The sequence below is a fragment of the Marmoricola sp. RAF53 genome, from assembly GCF_052114005.1.
Taxonomy (GTDB): Bacteria; Actinomycetota; Actinomycetes; order Propionibacteriales; family Nocardioidaceae; genus Marmoricola.
The window spans coordinates 26501-43852 of sequence record NZ_JBFRDX010000021.1 but is presented as its reverse complement, the minus strand read 5'-3'; the positions used below and the strand labels follow the sequence as shown (position 1 = coordinate 43852).

Below are 17352 nucleotides of genomic sequence, written 5' to 3'. Positions count from 1 at the left end.
GCGGGTCTGGCGGCCACTGTGCTCCTGAAAAGGCGCTCTGTTCGCCGCGGTCTGGTTCGCCGGACCCTGGTTCGCACTCTTCGCGATCGGGGCGAGTGTCACCACACAGCACGCGATGCTCCTGCTGCCTCTGCGCAGTCGACGTGCCGTAGAGGCCAGGCTCACGGCCGAGAATGAAGCGCTCACGAACCTCGTCGGAACGCTGTCGAAGAAGAACCTCGAACTAGACGAGCGTGTTCGCTTCAAGACCGACCTCATGAACATGCTTGGCCACGAAATCAGGAACCCACTCACTTCGGTCCTCGGCTTCAGTCAGATCGGCCTAGCTGCAGCTAGCGAACAAGACTCCGACGGCGCCCGGGCCGCGATGCTCTTCGTCGAACGCAACGCGCGAAAGGTTGCCGACGTTCTCACTGACGTGCGGCACCTCGTCGCAAGCGAGCGCGGCGTTCTAGTCGCTGCGCCCGAAGTCGTGGCTTTGGAGCCACGCCTCCGATCGGCGATCGAGGACCGCCCGCGGCAGGACCGGCCCAAACTCCATTGCCCGCCGGACCTCAACGTGCGCGTGCAGCCCGGGCATCTCGACCAGATCATCGCCAACCTGCTCGAGAACGCGGCCAAGTACGCCGGCGGTGCAAAAGCGATCACTGTCCACACGCGTCCGGACCGCTCCTCCGTCGGAGTCTCCGTGGTCGACTCCGGTCCGGGTGTCCCCGAGGGGAGCCAAGGGCGCCTGTTCGATCGGTACTGGCGGGACGCCGCGACGGCGCGCACCGTCCCTGGGACAGGGATAGGGCTCTTCATCAGCAGGGAGCTCGCGCGTGCCAACGGCGGAGATCTCGTCCACGAACACGCCGAACCTTCCGGCTCGCGCTTCACCCTGACCCTCGCCCGCGAACATGAGGGCGCGACGACGGATTGATCGTCCTGCGTGCGACAGCGCAGCGCGAACGATGCCGCGGAAACTGTGTCCCGGTCGCGGCGGTATGACGCGGGTGCCAGCGGTCGGCTAGGACTGTCTCGCATGAACACTTCCACGCCGAACGCCAAATAGATCGCGGCCACGGATGCGTGGCGAGCGAGACGGTCGAGTCTGCGCCAGGAGGCCCAAGTCCCGGGCAGAATGTTCACCGTGCCAGATCCCGAGATGTCCAATATCGAGACGATAGCTATAGCTCGTCGCTCGCAGTCGCATCTTCGTGCACAGTCGCTGGCCTTGGCCGGCGGACGATGTGCCTTTCCTGATTGCGAGTGGCACACGAAACCGGGCGAGAACCACGTTCTCGAGATCGCTCACATTCACGCAGTGCGCCCTGATGGCCCTCGGTACGAGCCGGGCACCACCCACGGACTTGAGAACCTCATCGTTCTTTGCGCCTCGCACCACCGAATTGTGGATCGCGACCCTGAGACCTACACCGCGGGAAGACTGGCGGAGATGCGCGCACGCACCGTTCGCACAGTCGCCGCAGCGATGTCGTCGACGTTCGCTGCGGCCAGTAGTAGCAGCCCAATGTCCGTCCCCGACCTGCTTGCACACTGGCGTGCTAATCGTGGCAACTCGTCCGAAGAACACTGGCAGCAGATCATCGGCGACAACCCAATCGTTGTTGCGGCGGTGACGTACGGAAGACCCTTCGTGCTGCACGGCAAGTGCTACGTCGGCGGAAAATCGTTCAACAATCAAGGCGGCAACGTCCTCGACTTCGTGGCAGCGCATCAGTACAACTGCACGCTTGTGGAGATCAAGACCCCGACAGCGGATCTGGTGGGGGCTAGGTACCGCAACAACACCTACCTGCCAGGTAAAGACGTGCTGGGCGGCGTCCTCCAGGTTCTAGAGAGCAGGCGTTCTCTGCTCGAGTCGGTGGCGACGCTCAATCTGAACACTCCGGTCAATCGACAACTCGCGGCATCAGACCCGCTATGCGTTGTCATAGTCGGCGACCTTGCTGGGGCACGGCTCGATACAACCCAAGCGACCTCGTTCGAACTTTTTCGTGGCGGACAGCACAACGTTGAGGTTGTGACCTTCGATGAAGTGTTCCAAGCCTTGGAGACTTTCGCTCAAGCAATGGAACCCCTGATGCCCTAGAAATAGCTCTATCCGTATCGCCTGCTCGAGGTTCGCCGTCCGACACATACGCGCCGCGGTCTGTACCTGGCCATGCGCTTGCCGATGTCATCTGGGCAACGCTCCTCTGTCGCGGCGGAATGGCGCGGGTGGTGTGGGGGCCGTTGCTCGCCGCGGCTGAGGTTCACATGGTGCATCGTTGGCGCGTGACCGACCGACAATCTGCCCTCGGAGTCTCCCCAGATGTGCGGATGAAGCACTTCGTGGGCGGACTCGACGACGACGGACTGCCGGTTCCTCTCAGCCCGGCGATTCTCAGGACAACGACTGAAGACTGGCCGCGAGCATCCTCCACGCCGGCTGGAGTCGAGGGTCTACTCAAGACCAGCCGTGATCTGTTCGTGTGCAGCTACTTCGCATACGAGTTTCTTACAGTCGCCGTGTTGGTATCCCTCCAAGCAGTGGAGGCTGCGCTCCGGTCATCGCTCGGTTCCGACCAACGATTAGCCACCTTGAGCAAACGAGCGCGCGCCGAAGGGCTCGTGACTCAAGAGCAGTTCGAGGTCTTAGAGGCAGGTCGTCAACTTCGCAACGAGTTCAGCCATCCGGCCGAGCCAACTGTCTGGACCTTCGGGATGGCGGGTCCGTGCATCGAGGTCGCTCACCTGGTCGTTGCCGACATCTTCGGATGAACGTCGCGCGGAGTGGCCTACCTTCGCATGTCCAGCCACTGCGGCGGCGCAGCGCGTGGCGCGAAACCTTCAAGACGTGCGCTGGCGCCGGTCTCGAAGGTGACGGTGCGAACAGGCAGCGAATGCCGGAACCCATATGGGAGCCTGTCCCACGAGGAGGCATAGATGGCTGAGCGACGGTCCGGCGGCGGACGTCCGCCCGATCGGCGGATTGGAGTGATGTTTCTGGGAGCGGGTGCGTCCAAGGCGGCTGGGCTCCCACTGACTGAGGAGTTGCTCCGTCATATTTGGCCACGCGCTTTTGAGGCGAGTTACGCCAAATGGGAAACGCTGCGCACTGCCAAGCAGTGGAAGTCTGATCTGGAAGCGGCTGCAAGGGTGCTCTACCCGGACGGGGGTTCGCCAGAGTTCCGTCCGGTGGTGAGCGACTTCTTCACGCTACTCGAGGTGATGGAGCGGGTACACGGCGACCGGGAGCGCCTTCCGCTAGATCCTGGCGACCTGTTGAAGGGCTTGCGCGCCGAGATTGCTCAAGGTCTGCTCGCCACCGCCGCGGCCCAGTGGCGTCGGGCGTCACATCTGCCGCACTATGGCTGGTTCCGGGCACCCCAAGGTCGGCCCGCGGTGGTGATCACGTCCAACTGGGACACGATCGTCGAGCAGAGTGCCGTACGCGCGGGTCTGAATGTCCGCTTGTCTTGGCCACGCACTCGGAGCGGAAACCGGCTTGCCGAACTACCGCCGAAAACGGTGGTGATACTCAAACTGCACGGCTCTGTGGACTGGGGCCGTGGGGATGATCCGTGTGTTCTGGATGTCGGCGCAGCGAAGTCGTGGGAGTTCGACCGGCTCGACGCCCCCATCAGGTCTGCCGCCTTGAAACAGCACACCCGCACGGGGGACGAGCTTCTCGTCCGGCACCGCTCGTATGACCATCCGACAGCAGGGGCACGTGGGACTCGTCGCTTTGAGGAACCGCACATGGCAACGATGGCTGCCGGCAAGGAAGCGTTCATCGCGGACCTCGGGGACATCTGGGACGACGCCTATTGGGTCCTATCTCGGGCATCCTGGCTCGACATAGTGGGTTACAGCTTCCCCGCGGACGACCTCGAACTCCGCACGCTTCTTCGCGTGACCACGCGCAGACCTGGCCAAGCCGGGCTGGCTTCCGATGTAGAGGTCTCGATCGTGAACCCATCTCCGGACACACACGAGCGAGCACGCTCGTTCCTTGGCCAGGACATCTCATCCTCCTTTGCAGGAGCGGAGTCTTGGAACATGCGGCGCAGGCGGCCGGCGAAGGACGAAGAAGCCAGCGCCTGACGTCGGGTCAAGCTGGCTCAACCAAAAGAGGCGGAGTGACGCGGGGCGGGTCCCCATATCGAGGCGTAAGCCGGACGCTCGCGGCATGATGGTCTTGCCATCCACCAACAACCATGAATCGGGCTATGTCCACGACACCACCGCACGAAACAAACCCAAGTGATGGCGAGCGGAACGCTGTCGTCGGATTCTCGGCTCAGTTTGCACTAGCTGCAAAGGTCGTATCGGTACACCTGTCGCGCCTGGAATGGATTCGCCTTGCGGACCCCGACGCCGGCGTCGCGGACGACTTTCAGTTCTCAACGGGCATACGGAGACACGCCCTCCAGGTCAAGTGGTCGCAGTATCCAGGCTCATTCACCTGGAGCGATTTGGCCGGACCTTCGGTCCAGAGCGAGGCCCTTCTCGCGAAGCTCTGTGCTGCGTGGAAGCGGCTCCGGGAGAACTACGACGGCGCGCTGACGGTTCATCTGTGCACCAACAACTACCCGTCGACCTCCCCGGGGGGCGCCAATTCGCCTCTGGGGCGGGTGACTGGCTCACCAAAGCATCTTGCGGGTTTCATCGCACGCGCCCTCGAACCGCTGGCAGAGCGCCTTCGTTCACATCCGGAGGCGACGTGGCAGGACGTTGAAGGACTTGACCTCGTCGTCGAGTGGGAGACGGCCTGGAATGAACTCATCTCGGTCTCAGGTCTCGACCGACCGGAGTTCGCGAGATTCCTTCGAGACTTCGCATTTACGTTCGTACCCCTAGATATGCCGGCGCTGATGACGGTTCCGGACGACGGAGACGTTCAGCACCTAGCAGCGACCCTGCAGGCACTGGTTGCCGATCCCACGAGGCCGGTTGAGCTCAGTCGATCAGAACTACTTCAGCGCTTGGGGTGGACTCAGCGCGTCAAATATCGAAATCCGCACCGGTTTCCCGTTCCTGCCACCTATACGGCTAACAGAGCCGCAAAGTCTGCCCTCGAGCGGATGTTGGACGTACACCTCCAGGGGTACCTCGCCCTCGTTGGCCCGGCAGGATCCGGCAAATCGACTCTCATCGAAAGCCTGTCTGTCTCGGGGCAGACAGTTAGGTACTACGCGTTCGTTCCTGATGCACCCGACCCACTTAGTGGTCGGGGAGAGGCTGCAAGTTTCCTCCACGATCTTTCGCTCGCGCTCGACGATGGCGGAGTCCGCCGCGACGGTTACGGGTCCGACCTATCCAGCCAAAGGCTCGTCCTGATGAATCAAATCGAGCGCGCCGGAAAGCTCTTCGAGGAGAATGGCGTTCGAACGACCATTGTTGTCGATGGCCTGGACCACATTCCCCGCGAACAGAACCCGACCCGTTCGTTGCTGGAGGAGCTTCCAGCTCCGGCCGCCATCCCTCCAGGCGTTGTTTTTGTCCTCGGGTCTCAGACGACCGACATCCTTCCGAGCCCGGTACGCGACGCTCTCGAAGATCGAGTGGTAGAGGTTCCGCCGCTGTCTGATCAGGAGATTCTGAGCATCGCCAAACTCGCTGGCCTTGAAGACTGGATGCTTCCTGGTCACATTTACGACCTGGTAACGGCCAGCGAGGGCCATCCGCTGGCGCTGACCTACCTAATCGAGGAGTTGCGTCAGCTCGAGGAGGAAACGGACGAGACCCGGAACAACCTGGTAGGCCGCATTCTCAGCGACGCTTCTGACTTGGGTGCGGACCTAGATACCCGATACTCGCACTATCTCGGCTCCGTGCTTGAGGATCCGGATGTACTTGCGATCTTGGCATCGATTAGCCGGCTTCGGATTCCCGTAAACCTGGATTGGCTCTCTACCTGGAGTGGCGCAGCAAGCGTGAACCGTTTCGCGTCTGCTGCGGCGACATTCTTCCGACGCCACGAAGGCGAATGGACGTTCATCCACAACAGCTTTCGACGCTTTCTCGTTGAAGAGACAGCAAAGGTTGGTGGCGTCTACCAAGAATCACGGGCCAAGGAACTGCACAGGGAACTTGCCGACCGATGCGGCGCGAGCGACGACTGGGCCCAGTTCAAGGACGAAGAACTGGTGCAACGCTTCCTTGCTGGACAGTTGGGCCAGGTTCTTGACGCCTCGACCCCGGAGGTACTCCGCGGAGGATTGTTCGCTGGCCGACCCCACGGAGTAATTGTTGATAAGGCTCTCGTTGCGGTTCGAGCAGCCGCGAATGCAAGGGACTATCCCGCCTTGGTGCGATCGCTCATGTTTTTGAATGAGTTGCGCCAGCGCCACTACGTCCTCGACTCGAACACTGTCGCGAAGGCGATGGCCGAGGTGGACGCGCGCACCGTGATCGAGCACGTAGTCCAAGGACGAACGCTACGAATCGACGCGCCAGTCGCGATGGGCATAGCCAGTTTGCTCGCCGGGCGGGGATACCTCCAGGACGCCGACAGCATCCTGAGAGCCGTGGGTGGCTTGCAGGGCCTGGTTGGCGATCACAAGCGTCTGGGGTTTCGCTCGCACGAGTGGGTGGCAGCGATCAGCGACTGGGCGGAGGTCACGTGGCGGCAGTCCGGACTTGAACGGGTCTTGAACGAGCTGGATCACCTGCTGCCGGTTCCGGCGGACATCGAGGACACGGCGACATCAGATGCGGACGCGACCGATATCGAGGGCTGGACGGTCGAGCGAAGGGCACGCGAAGCCCTCGAAACCCGCCGAGCAGTCCAGTGGGCGCGCGACTCCGTCCACGCTCGTTGCTTCGACCTTGCCGATGACGTGCGCGATCAAACGGCGAAAGAGCACATCGCTGAGCGTATTTCTATCGAGTCGGACCTAAACTGGCGTGCCCGGATGCATGTGATTTCGGCACGTTCTGCTCTCGCGGATGGCGACTCGGGCGAAGTGCTGCGGCAGGTACAGAAGATGCTCAGTATTGGGCGTTCCTCCGATGCTGACCCCGCTGTAGTCGAATCGAGAAATGCCGGTTCCGAACCGTCACCTGAGAGCGGTCTCGACGAACCTGACGACGAAGATGAATCACCCGTGCGACGTCCGATTACCCTCGCGCTACGAGTGTCTGCTGCCGAATCCTTGCTTCGTGCCGGCCACGGAGCAACCGAAGAGTTCCAGGAGGTTCTCCCGCCCGACACACGAGCCGCGTGGCCGAGTTCCCCAAACTCATCCGACGGTCTAACGCCTTACCGCACGGTTCTCGCGACTCTTCGACTGAAGGTCCTCGCTGAGCGCCTGCACCTCTATCCGAATGGTGCGACTGCAGCCGCTGCGGCTGCGCCAGCTTCAGACCCCGCGCGGGCGCGCCTCGTGGCGGCCCTGAAATGCGTGGCTGGCCTCGAGGCGGATGCAATCGCCCACGCGCTGGGCGCTGGAACTGCCCCAGACGTGGCGGCAATGTCTGATCCAGTGGTTCGCTTGCTGGAGGTTCCACTCAGTTCGAGTCGTGATTGGACAGGCTGGTACCTCGTTGTGGGAGCTGCGTCCGAACTTCATACGCGGCTAATTGAACTCGCGCACCGCGGCGGCAACGACCTCCTGGAGAGGACGCTGCTTCGGTTCCAGGCAGCCTGGGACAGCGACGAGCGATCGGTCTACTGGTCGCTCCAGCGACGGCTTTCAGTGCTGGAGAAGGCATCTCACTTTGCCGTAGCAGCAGATTGGGTGTCCGCTCAGCTTGCGTCCTTGATGGGTCAGATGCCTTCGCTGGAGTCTGATCCTCACAGTCTGGCTGCGTCGTGGCTCCAAGTTGCCAAGGTACAAGCCGCGCTCGGCGATCGAGGAGCTGCAATCTCTTCGATGGGAGCGGCGGCCAGGGACGGTTGGGGGCCGGGTCAGCACAATGACGACAATCAGTTGGTCGACCTGTTGGATTGGTTGATCGACTCGGCGCGCCAAGGAGGCATCGATCGAGAAGAGTTCATCGGAGATTCCCTCGTGTACGCCGATCGATTGGTTCGAGCCGCTGGGGAGGCTCCGGCTCAGGCTGCCGAAGCTGCTGGCCACCTGATCACAGCGGTTTTCGAGGTCGCGCCTGCCCTTGGTTGCGATCTAGGTGAGTCCCTCTGCTCTGCCTCCGTCATAGAGGAATCAGATCTTGTCGCTGCGATCGTCCGGGGAGCCGGTCGAGCGGATGACGCTGATGTGCGCATTGCAGAAAGCATTGCCACCAGATTGCTAATGAAGCTGGTCCCGAGCATCGATCCAGACGTCGAGGATCTGGTGGCCGCCCGAAGCGCGGCACCGGACGAGGTTCGGGCCCGGTTCGAGGCCGCGCGGTTGCTCTGGGATGCGGCGGACAGTCGACGCGAGCGGCCAACTGGAGTGGAGTCGGCGCCGGAAGCGACCGTTGCTGCGCAGCCGCTAACAACCGTACTTGGAAGGATGCGGGCGATCTCGGTCGACGCTCTAACGGAGGACGAGATTGCGTCATGGACGGCGACGGTCGACGCGCTCTTCGAGCGCCCAACGCCGTTGCCAGTGGCTCAAGCGCTGCTTGAACAGGCCGAACGGCTACGGCTTGACAACCACCTGGTCGGACGTCTTGCAGGAATGGTCTCGCGAGCAGGCGACCCGACTCAGGCCCGAGCAGCACTCGGCCGAATACTTGCGACGAGCGCCCCTTATGGCTGGATGCGCCATTGGGACGGCGGTAGTCGGATCAAGCTTTTTGAGGCGGCTATCACGGGCGATGATGTCGAGCTCGTCGATCTTGCAGCCCAGGACCTGGCTGGGCTGGTGGCATCGAAGGCCACGGCTGGAGAGTTCTCCACTAAGGATCTTCGGCGCATCTTGAGACTCCTAAGCGGGGACGCGACCGTCGCTGAGACCTGGCGAGATGTTCGCGCGTACCTCGACGTCTACGCCCCTCCTGCAGAGGAATCGCTGGGGCTAGCAAACCGGGCTAGCGACGGCGCGAACGAGGAGTTGATTCGTTGGCTGGGACGTCACCTCGGTCATCCGGTCAGGATTGTGGACTTTGGCGTCCGAAGAATCCTCACTGATGTTGCCGAATACCTGCCGGCCCCAGTTGATTCAGTTCTTTCCGCGAAGTTGGCGGACGGAGGCTGGGCGGCCGAGGCGGCGCTGCACGTTCTCAAACGGACGAGAAAGGTATATGGATACCCGCTTGGGTCGTTGTCCGCGACTGTCGAAGATGCCTCCGTGGGTACGGACGTGGTGATTCGGCTGCTAGCCCAACAGGTACTCGCAAGTGATGGTCGAATCGTCCGGCCTGTCCCGTCGAGGCCGTTGTCGGGGGCCTACGACTTGGAGATGCCTGAACTGCCGAGCCGTGCACCGGCTGAGTTGCGCCGTGACGGGGTTCCTTACCTCGACATGACCGACCCACAGCACGTTGTTGGGCCGTTCGACTTCCTCCTCGATGGCGTCGCGTCGGAGGTGGATCTTGACGCTTCCACGCTTATCTATCGTGCTGCTGCCATTGCCAGGACCAACCAAGAGGAATGGCTCAGGGGCGGTCTCCACTCGCATGCCGACCTCCTCCGAGCTCGCGGGAACATGCATACGTACCGGCCGTGGGCGTTCATGGTCGGACGCCGTGCTGTCGCGGAGGTGCTGGCAGACCTTATTGACGCGGGGCGCCTGCCGTCCGGCCTGGAGTCGCCGTTCGTGCGGTTCATGGTCGATGACGCGCTTAGCTGGATCGAGCCAGCCCCGCTCGATTCGACCAGTCCTCTCCCTTGGCGTTCGCCCGGTGGAAAGGACTACGCATCTGAGGATTGGTGCCACGAGGCGGAAGGTGCCGCACGGGTATACGCCGACGCGGTTGCAGGCGGTGCGCTTCTCGCGGAGCGTTCAAGTTGGCGCTGGCTCGACTGGACTCTCCCGGAGGAGGAGCGGTCTCTTAAGACACTTCACGGGCGCGCGACCGGCCGCAGGTCGTTGGCTCGCGCGATGCGAGCTCACGCGTGGGAGGAGACTTACGACGCCGCGACGAACTATCCACACCTCGTTGACCTGAGTTGGCGGAGCCAAGAACTCGTGACCATTGGGCGGGGTATGTTCGCGGATTCAGACCATATGCATTGGCTGGCGTTACACCCTGCCGTTGGCGAGACCCTCGGATGGACTACCGGTCATCAGTTGTTTGAGTGGATCGGCCCAGAAGGAAAAGTTCGGGCGCGAACTCTGTATCGCATTCGCGGCCAGTTGAGCCACCAGCCGCCTTCCGATGCGAAATGCGGAGACGTATGGCAGGTCGCACTTAGCGACATCGGCGTCGAGGAGTTAGCGAAGCAGTTCGGCCCCCTCTTGAGGCGGGTTTCCGTTAGCCGAACCCTTCCCGAGAGCAGACGGTCCAGTCGGGAGGAGATGAACCGGCGAGGAGCAGCCTTCGTCCTTCGCTGGTAGCCACGAATGAGCGGGTTCACGTGACACCGGAAGCCAGTCCCATTTCGCAATGCTGTCCGTCCTGGGCACCGCACCAGCAGGCGGTGCGCCTCAGTCCTGACCGGGCATAATCGCGTCATTCTGGGCGGAATGCACCGACGCGACAACTAACAGGCCTGCCATGCCGCACAGGCCTGGCAGAAGCCAGGGCCCACGCGCAGGGACCTCAGTCGATGAAGGTCCAGCCGTCCGGACCTTCGATGCTGAGGATGCTGGTTGCCGTCCGCTCATCGACGTCGCGGTCGAGCAGCACGCTTGTCAGGATGCGGATGGCGAGCCAGTGGTGCTCGACGATGCTGCGCGCCGTCTGCGTGATCCAGGCGTCGTCGCGGACCAGAGGGTTACCGCCCTCCACCTGGAGGTGCGGGAGTCCTGCGGCGTACCCGAGGTGGTCGATCAGGTGGCTGAACTCGAGTTCGTCCGGCTCCGAGTCCTCCGCGGACATGAAGGCGTCGAACTCTTCCTCGTCGAGTTCCGCCAGGCGCCGGACCTCGTCCTCGTCGATCGGCTCGTCCTGGCTCGCGAGCCAGAGCCTGATGATGTCAGCCGCGTAGGCGATCGACAGGCAGAGGACGCCGTGGGCCTTGTCCCACATGTCCTTGTCGACGCCCGCGGGCAGTTCCCGCTCGGTCCCGTCCGGGTTCGTGAACAGGTGGTTGCCGAGCATGCGACCGGCGAAGCCGTATGCACTTTCGTGAGCCTTGATGCCGGCGCCGCCGAGGTGGATGAGGTTCATGGTGGTTCCTTCGGGTGAGTGTTCGGATTGCATCGGTCCCGACTGGAGTCGGAACCGGACGTCGCTAACGGAGCGCTGTCGACTGATCTGTGCCGCCGATCCCGCGACGGCCGCCGAGTGGGATGTAGCTGGACCTACGAGTGGCTGAACCGCACACGAAACCGGCGCCGGATGGCTCAGGCGCGGTCCTCCCAGCGAGCCACTGATTCCTGCTCCTGGGCTTCGAGCCACTCGTGTACGGCTCGCCGTGGGTAGACCGGGTTGCGTCCGATCAGGACGTGGCGTGGCCCCTTGCGGTTGTAACGCCAGTTCCGAAGCGTCCCTGTAGTGACCGTGTCGTTGAGAAGGCTGGCGAGGTCCTCGGGAGTCAGGTAGTCGTCGAGGGGAGCCGAGGCGGGAGCGTTGGCAGTGCCTTGGTGGCAGGTCGGGCAGATTTCGGGTGCTGGCTGGCTCATGCCTGGAAGGTGCGCGGGGGCGCCGGCTACCGCTTGGGGACTTTAGTCCTCAAAAAACCGCCCAAGGATGTGCGTGAGGTCGGGCGCCTGGGTGCGTGGCGCGACGTACCGAGCGAGTGGGGTGTTCCCGAGCAGGCTGTGGCCCAACTGCATCCGTGCTGCGTCAAGCCCGGCCTCGTAAGCGACCGCGCTTGCAACGGTTCGACGCAGGGTGTGTGGTGTGGTTCCGCGGAGTACCTCGTCGTTCTCAACTGCTGCCCGCAGGCGAGTGCGGATGTTCGCGGCCCAGAGCCATGCCCCGGTGCGCGATGCAAATAGGGGTGTGTTCGGGTCTGTATTGGGCGTCAGCCGAGTCTCGATCATCGGCAGGACCGCATGGGGCAGCACGAGCGTGCGGTCGTTCCCCGTCTTGGTGGTTTCCTGGCGGTGCAGCGCCTCGACGTATCCCTTGCGCGGTTCGACGAGGGTGCCGGAGATGGTCACGGTCGCTGCCGGTCCGGAGAGATCGACGTGGCGATGTTGGATGGCGAGGAGTTCGGAGACGCGAGCGCCGGTCGCGAGCCCAAGGGTCGCGACGTCGAGGAGATCGCGATTCGGGCGCCGTCGTCCGGGGATTCGCAACGCGTCGGGATGGATCACCGCGAGCAGCCGACGCGCCTCGGCGACTTGGAGGATCTCGACCTCACGCGGCTCACGTGCCGGAGGTGTCACATGTGCCATGGGCTGCGTGACGACGGCGCCATCCCGGAGTGCGAGTGCGAACATCATGGTCAGGACAGTGCGCGACTGTGCTGTGCTGATTCCGGCGCTCTCGAGCTCCGCCAGGGCGTGCTCGATGACGGAAACCGTCGCTTCGTGCACCCGGAGGGAGCCAATGGCCGGGGTGATGATCCGTGTGATCTGATCTTGGTACGCCCAGACCGTCTGCGGCTTGAGCGGTGCCGACGTCCGGGAGTTTCCCTGCCGGACCTTCCTGGCCAGCCAGTGCTCGGCGAGGGCGTCGATGGTCCAAGTGGGTTGGACGCCGTCATCGGCAGGCGTCACCATCTTGTCGACCTTTGCCTGGAGTCGGCGGCGTGCAGCCGCTCGGCTGGTGCCGGTTGCGGTCACTTGCTTGCGCTGGCCGTTTCGCAGGCGGACGTGGACGCCGGCAACGTACTTGCCGGTTCCCTTGGCCGTGACCCAGATGGCTCCCTGCTCGGCGAGTTCGAGGTGCGGTCGCCCGCCCTTCATCGCCGCGCTCCGCGGGGCTGGGTGGTCGGAATCGTCTTGATGGTCACGACAGTTCTGTGCCAGCTGAACCGTGGCGGCAGACGAGCCGCGGCTGACACTTCCATTCGTGGCCGCGAACCCATCTGTCAGACCGTGCAACCTTGACGAACGGGCGCTCTCGACGGGCCGCGGCGACGGGCTAGTCACCGTCATCGGCCTCCGCGTCGTCCGGACCGGCGTTTGGGTTGCGCCGGCCCGCTGGACAGGCTGAAGTCTGCCTCCGCGCGTGGGCGAGGACCGCGGGTGCGCGGGGGTTGCTGGTGACTAGGCATCGGTTGGTCCCGGACCTTGTGGGCCTCCGCGGACGACGAGGTAGCCCTCGCCGTCCGCCTCCGACCATGTCTCGCCGGCTGCGAGGAAGTCGGCCTCGAGATCGAGTGCCGCGATTCGCTCGGCGACGCGGGTGTCCCAGGTGGCCCGTACGACGGCCTGCTCCCGTGAGCGCAGGGCGTCGTACGAGGCGTGGCCGGCCCGCACGCGCTTGATCACGCGCCGACCCCTAACCATCGGCGGGCTCGAACTGCGCGCAGACGTGGATCTCGCTGCCGCTGGGACAGCCAGTACTGAACGTCGGGCTGAAGCGGTAGTTCCACAGCCGAACGGCGTGGAGCGCGATGTCGGGCCAGTGCGGGATGAGGACCTCGACCGCGACATCGAGCCAGCCCGTCGACTTCAACAACTCGTTCGGGCCGCTGCAACCGCGCGAACATCCGAAGCCCTGGTCGAAGCGCAACGCGAGCGCCACGTCGATCCCTTCGAAGACGGTGTGCGAGATGTCCGGCCTGAAGACGCCCTCGGCGGCCGCCTGATACGCGGCCATGTCGGCGAGAATGGCCATGGCGTCGACCACGAAGGGCATCGCGTCCAACTGGGCCTGGATCTCCGGAGCGTCATGGGTGATGCGGGGGTACTTCTGGGTCGGGTCGAGAGCGGTCTCGTGCTCTGCGCCGACGAGACGTGCACTGATCCAATGACCCGTCTCGTGCCACACGCTCGCGTGGATCTGCTCCAGGTCGGACTGGTTGTGGTCGATCGCCCAGTTGAAATTGAACATCGGTTCGTACTCCCGTTCGGGGGCTTGTGCCCCGGCTAGATGCGTGATTCGCGGGACTCGCCCGCCCGCCCGCCTGTTTGTTCCTGTACCGCCGATCACCTGGCGGCCTGCGGTGTTTTCCCGCCACCCAGAACGTGTCCGGCATCTGGCCGAAACTGCACCCAAACTCAGGTCGGAAGCAGAATTTCTTGGAGTTCCTCCCAGGAGGTTTCCCAGGTTCGGAAGGCCACGATCGCCCCATCCCCGGTCGCCTCGACCCAGGCGGGACCCACGCGCAACAGCGCTGACGCTTCGGTCCAGCCGACGCTGGCTTCGAGTCGCGCGTCGGCGTGGAACCGGTGGGTCCAGGTGTCCAGCTTGTCGGTGGAGGGGCTTCGGAAGAAGCGCGGGACGGCGCGTGCGCCTTCGTCGCCGACGACGGCAATGGAGTGGTCCGAGGATCCGGCCTCGAGACGCATGAGGAGTTCCCCGAACGCGAGGCAGGCGGTGGTTGGGTCCCGATGCAGATTCAGTTCTTCTAGGCGGTCCCGCAGCCAGAAACGAAACCAGTGGTGGGACGCCCGAGAGGCCGAGTCTCGGACGGCACAGTCCTCGACGAAGAGAACGGCCTGCTGGAGGCTGACGGGCCACGGGAGGCAGGTGCTCTCGGTGTCGATTTCTGTCCGCGAGACCTCGATGCAGAGGCCCTGTTCGATCGGGAGCAAGGTGATGCGGAGCCGCGGGTCGACGGCCCGCATGTGCTCGAGGAAGGTTCGTCGCTCGAGCGGGTGCCAGGACACGACGGCTTCTTGGGTGATCTGGGTCGAGAGATCCACGGGGTCATCTCCTGGTGGTCGGTGCTGGCGGTTCAACGCGCGTTTTCGTCGAGGAATTGCTCGATCCGGGCCAGGTGAGCGGGCTGCAGGCCGCGGTTGGGCAGCGGTTCGATGAGGAGCGTCGGCACGTCCGCGTTAGTCAGAGCGTCACGTGGCGGTCCTTCCGGGGGAATCGCCTCGTCGTCGGTCCAGATCAGCGGGCGCCCTTCCCGCAGCACGTTGCGCGCGGCCCCCACCTTTGCATCGGGCCACGCCCCGCTGGAAGGCATGGGTTCGGGGATGCTTCGGGCCAGGGGCGGGAGTCCGAAGATCTGCTCGAGCTGATCAGCCCAGGGGCACCAGGTCGTGCACCAGCGCAGTTCGACGCGGCCCGTGGTGTGCAGGTCACTGATCTTGTTCAGCAGGGTGGCGGACCACCGCATCTTGAACGGCTCGCCAGCGGCGTACGCGATCGCCTGCCGCGGACGCTCGCTCCACCCTGGTCGGTTCGCATTCAGCACCCCGTCGACGTCGAGAAGCCAGATCGGGACGGGCCTCATCGCCAATCTCGCGAGTTCCCTGCAAGCGCCGGCCGGAGATCCCTGAATGAAGTCAGCCAGGTCTTCAGGGTCACAAACCTCTCCGACCTCTGGCCGACCAGCCCGGCCAGCTGACGGGGAAGGAACTCTGCGTTGCCCGGGGCGCCGAGGAAGACATCGAGGGTTCCGTCTTCGTGAAAGCGGTAGGACCAGTCGGCCTTGTTGTCCGGCACAATCTCGAACTGCGGCGGCACCACGCGCTCGCCGAGCGCATCGACGATCGCGATTGAGTGCTCGACAAAGGCGCCGGACTGCGCCATATAGAGATACCCGAACGCGAGGCACGCCGTAGTCGGGTCTGCCCCAGGGCGTAGGTCCGACATCGAGGCCGTGATCCACCTCTTGAACCATTGGTAGGTGTCGAGCACCTCTTCGTACTCGCGGGCAATCTCCTCGACGGCCTGCACTGCCGAATCAAGACGTGCTGGCCAGTCCAGAGTGAGCCTCCATTCGTCGCTGTAGTGGTCCGGGCGGATCTCGATGTCCAGGCCGACCAGTTCTGGCTGCAGCCGGATCTGGAAGCGAGGGTTGATCGCTTCCAGGCGCTCCTTCCACAGGACGGCGTCGCTCGTCCTCCACCGGGCCAGGCCGTTCGGCTCGAGTTCGTCGCGAACTTGCATAGGCGTGCTCCGTCTTCGGTCGTCGGTCCTGGTCGGGACTTTGGTCCCGATATTTATATGCGGATGAGAAAACGTAGTGTTCTCAGATGCGAAAGTCTAGCGCTTCTTGTAGCGTCGGCGGCATGGATGAGGACATCTACTGGGAGCGCTTCCGCGAGACGCTCCTCCAGCAGCCGCTGACGGGCGACGATCCCTGCGTGCTCTTCGAGTTGCTGAACACGGCCGGGTACTACCGCCCTCGCACCGGATTCCCGCGCCCGTCGTGGCTTAATCCGGAGCGCGCTGCGATGGCCGCGTGGCGCCTGACCTTCGCCGCGCCCGAGCACGCGCGTGAGGTAGCTCGTACCTACGTGCGCGCACCCGGGCCGACTCCGCAGATCCGACCGGCCGTCGCACAGGTGCTCACCAGAGAAGCTCCCGCCGCGTGGTGGGCCGAGAGCCCGCACGCGGATTTCTGGTTCGAGTTCGAGAAGGAGTTCGCCCAACGGTATAAAAGCGGTCCCTCGAACGCCTTGGCCCTGATCCGCGGCGACACGGGGAGGCGCTTCCTCTGCCGACTCCGGTGGGCCAGGCGCGAGACGTGCTGGGTGGATCCCCAGGCATTGGCGGCGGAGGCGATCCGTTGCACCTGAGCGACCACCACCGCCCCCACTGGCATCGTCGCCGGCACCTGGACCATCGACCCGAGCCACTCCGCGAGAACCCTGCCCCGCCCTGCCCGCTGAGCTGGGCCGGCGCGGCAGTTGGACACTCCTGGGCGCTGTTGAGACGATCGGTCGGTGCGCCAGGCTCAGTCTCGGCGGGACCGCGTCCCGCTCTCACCGGAGCAGGTGCAGGTGTTGCAAGAAGAGATCCGGTCGAAGTTCGCACGACTTGCCGAACACGAGCGGGTCTTCCGTGCCGCCGAACGCGAGGTCTACGAGTTTCTCCTGGACCTCCATCGCAGCGGAATGACCTGGGCGCAAATCGCCGAAGCGGCTGGCCTGAGTTCAGCGAGCCAGGCGCGCGTTCGCGTGGAGCGTGTCATGCCTCCGGAGGAGTTGTCGCCTTCGCGGCGTCGGAAGACCGGTGCTCCAGCCAGCCCGGTGCAGGAGTCGCCCGGAATCTCCGTGGCGGAAGCTGCGCGACGGCTCAAGGTGGCCGCCAGCACGATCTATGCACGCATCGACCGGGGCCAGCTCAAGGCGACAAAGGACGCGCTCGGTCGTACCCGGGTCGTCCTCGACGACTAGCTCGAGCGTTCTCTGCCCGTCGACACCACTGCCTCGGCGACGGGTCGATCGACCTACCTCCCATCACCACCCAGCGTGGCGCAGGTCCGCGCCCGGACAGTCACGCACGCCT

15 protein-coding genes are annotated in these 17352 nt (G+C 64.1%); 7 read left to right on the top strand and 8 right to left on the bottom strand.

Features of this window, described 5'->3' with window-relative positions; genetic code table 11:
- Positions 1-115: 115 nt before the first annotated feature.
- From AB4Y76_RS16765 to AB4Y76_RS16745, 5 genes are all read left to right on the top strand, one after another.
- Positions 116-922: a sensor histidine kinase gene (locus AB4Y76_RS16765; RefSeq protein ID WP_441927306.1), complete on the top strand. Its 807-nt coding sequence runs from the start codon at positions 116-118 to the stop codon at positions 920-922.
- Between the two features lie 210 nt (positions 923-1132).
- Positions 1133-2095 (top strand): Shedu anti-phage system protein SduA domain-containing protein, encoded by a 963-nt coding sequence (locus tag AB4Y76_RS16760; protein ID WP_441927304.1) that lies wholly within the window; start codon positions 1133-1135, stop codon positions 2093-2095.
- A 230-nt stretch (positions 2096-2325) separates the two neighbouring features.
- Positions 2326-2766 carry a hypothetical protein gene (locus tag AB4Y76_RS16755; RefSeq protein WP_441927302.1) on the top strand — a complete coding sequence of 147 codons (441 nt, stop codon included), beginning with the start codon at positions 2326-2328 and terminating at the stop codon, positions 2764-2766.
- Between the two features lie 420 nt (positions 2767-3186).
- The gene (locus AB4Y76_RS16750) at positions 3187-4092 is read left to right on the top strand and encodes a hypothetical protein (protein WP_441927300.1); all 906 of its coding nucleotides are present in this window, start codon (positions 3187-3189) and stop codon (positions 4090-4092) included.
- Between the two features lie 125 nt (positions 4093-4217).
- The gene (locus AB4Y76_RS16745; protein WP_441927298.1) at positions 4218-10439 is read left to right on the top strand and encodes an ATP-binding protein; all 6222 of its coding nucleotides are present in this window, start codon (positions 4218-4220) and stop codon (positions 10437-10439) included.
- 205 nt (positions 10440-10644) lie between these two features.
- Here AB4Y76_RS16745 and AB4Y76_RS16740 read toward each other — a convergent pair whose 3' ends face one another.
- The 8 genes from AB4Y76_RS16740 to AB4Y76_RS16705 form a co-directional block, all read right to left on the bottom strand.
- Entirely contained in the window at positions 10645-11214 is a 570-nt protein-coding gene (locus tag AB4Y76_RS16740; RefSeq protein ID WP_441927296.1) for a hypothetical protein, read from the bottom strand.
- Between the two features lie 176 nt (positions 11215-11390).
- Positions 11391-11669, bottom strand: coding sequence for a helix-turn-helix domain-containing protein (locus AB4Y76_RS16735; RefSeq protein ID WP_441927294.1), 279 nt, complete (start codon positions 11667-11669; stop codon positions 11391-11393).
- 42 nt (positions 11670-11711) lie between these two features.
- Positions 11712-12902, bottom strand: a complete 1191-nt coding sequence (locus AB4Y76_RS16730) for a tyrosine-type recombinase/integrase (protein WP_441927292.1) — start codon at positions 12900-12902, stop codon at positions 11712-11714.
- Positions 12903-13205: 303 nt separating this feature from the next.
- Entirely contained in the window at positions 13206-13430 is a 225-nt protein-coding gene (locus AB4Y76_RS16725) for a hypothetical protein (protein WP_441927290.1), read from the bottom strand.
- Positions 13431-13440: 10 nt separating this feature from the next.
- Positions 13441-13995, bottom strand: coding sequence for a hypothetical protein (locus AB4Y76_RS16720; RefSeq protein ID WP_441927289.1), 555 nt, complete (start codon positions 13993-13995; stop codon positions 13441-13443).
- Between the two features lie 167 nt (positions 13996-14162).
- Entirely contained in the window at positions 14163-14810 is a 648-nt protein-coding gene (locus AB4Y76_RS16715; RefSeq protein ID WP_441927287.1) for a hypothetical protein, read from the bottom strand.
- Positions 14811-14842: 32 nt separating this feature from the next.
- Positions 14843-15349 (bottom strand): hypothetical protein, encoded by a 507-nt coding sequence (locus tag AB4Y76_RS16710; protein WP_441927285.1) that lies wholly within the window; start codon positions 15347-15349, stop codon positions 14843-14845.
- Complete coding sequence (locus AB4Y76_RS16705; RefSeq protein WP_441927283.1) at positions 15346-16008, bottom strand: hypothetical protein; 663 nt, start codon at positions 16006-16008, stop codon at positions 15346-15348. The genes AB4Y76_RS16710 and AB4Y76_RS16705 overlap by 4 nt, the downstream gene beginning before the upstream one ends.
- Positions 16009-16130: 122 nt before the next feature.
- On the opposite strand from AB4Y76_RS16705, the gene AB4Y76_RS16700 reads away from it, so the two are divergent.
- Positions 16131-16640 carry a hypothetical protein gene (locus AB4Y76_RS16700; RefSeq protein WP_441927281.1) on the top strand — a complete coding sequence of 170 codons (510 nt, stop codon included), beginning with the start codon at positions 16131-16133 and terminating at the stop codon, positions 16638-16640.
- A 147-nt stretch (positions 16641-16787) separates the two neighbouring features.
- A complete protein-coding gene (locus tag AB4Y76_RS16695) occupies positions 16788-17240 on the top strand; it encodes a hypothetical protein (RefSeq protein ID WP_441927279.1) in 453 nt (150 codons plus the stop codon).
- Positions 17241-17352: the final 112 nt, after the last annotated feature.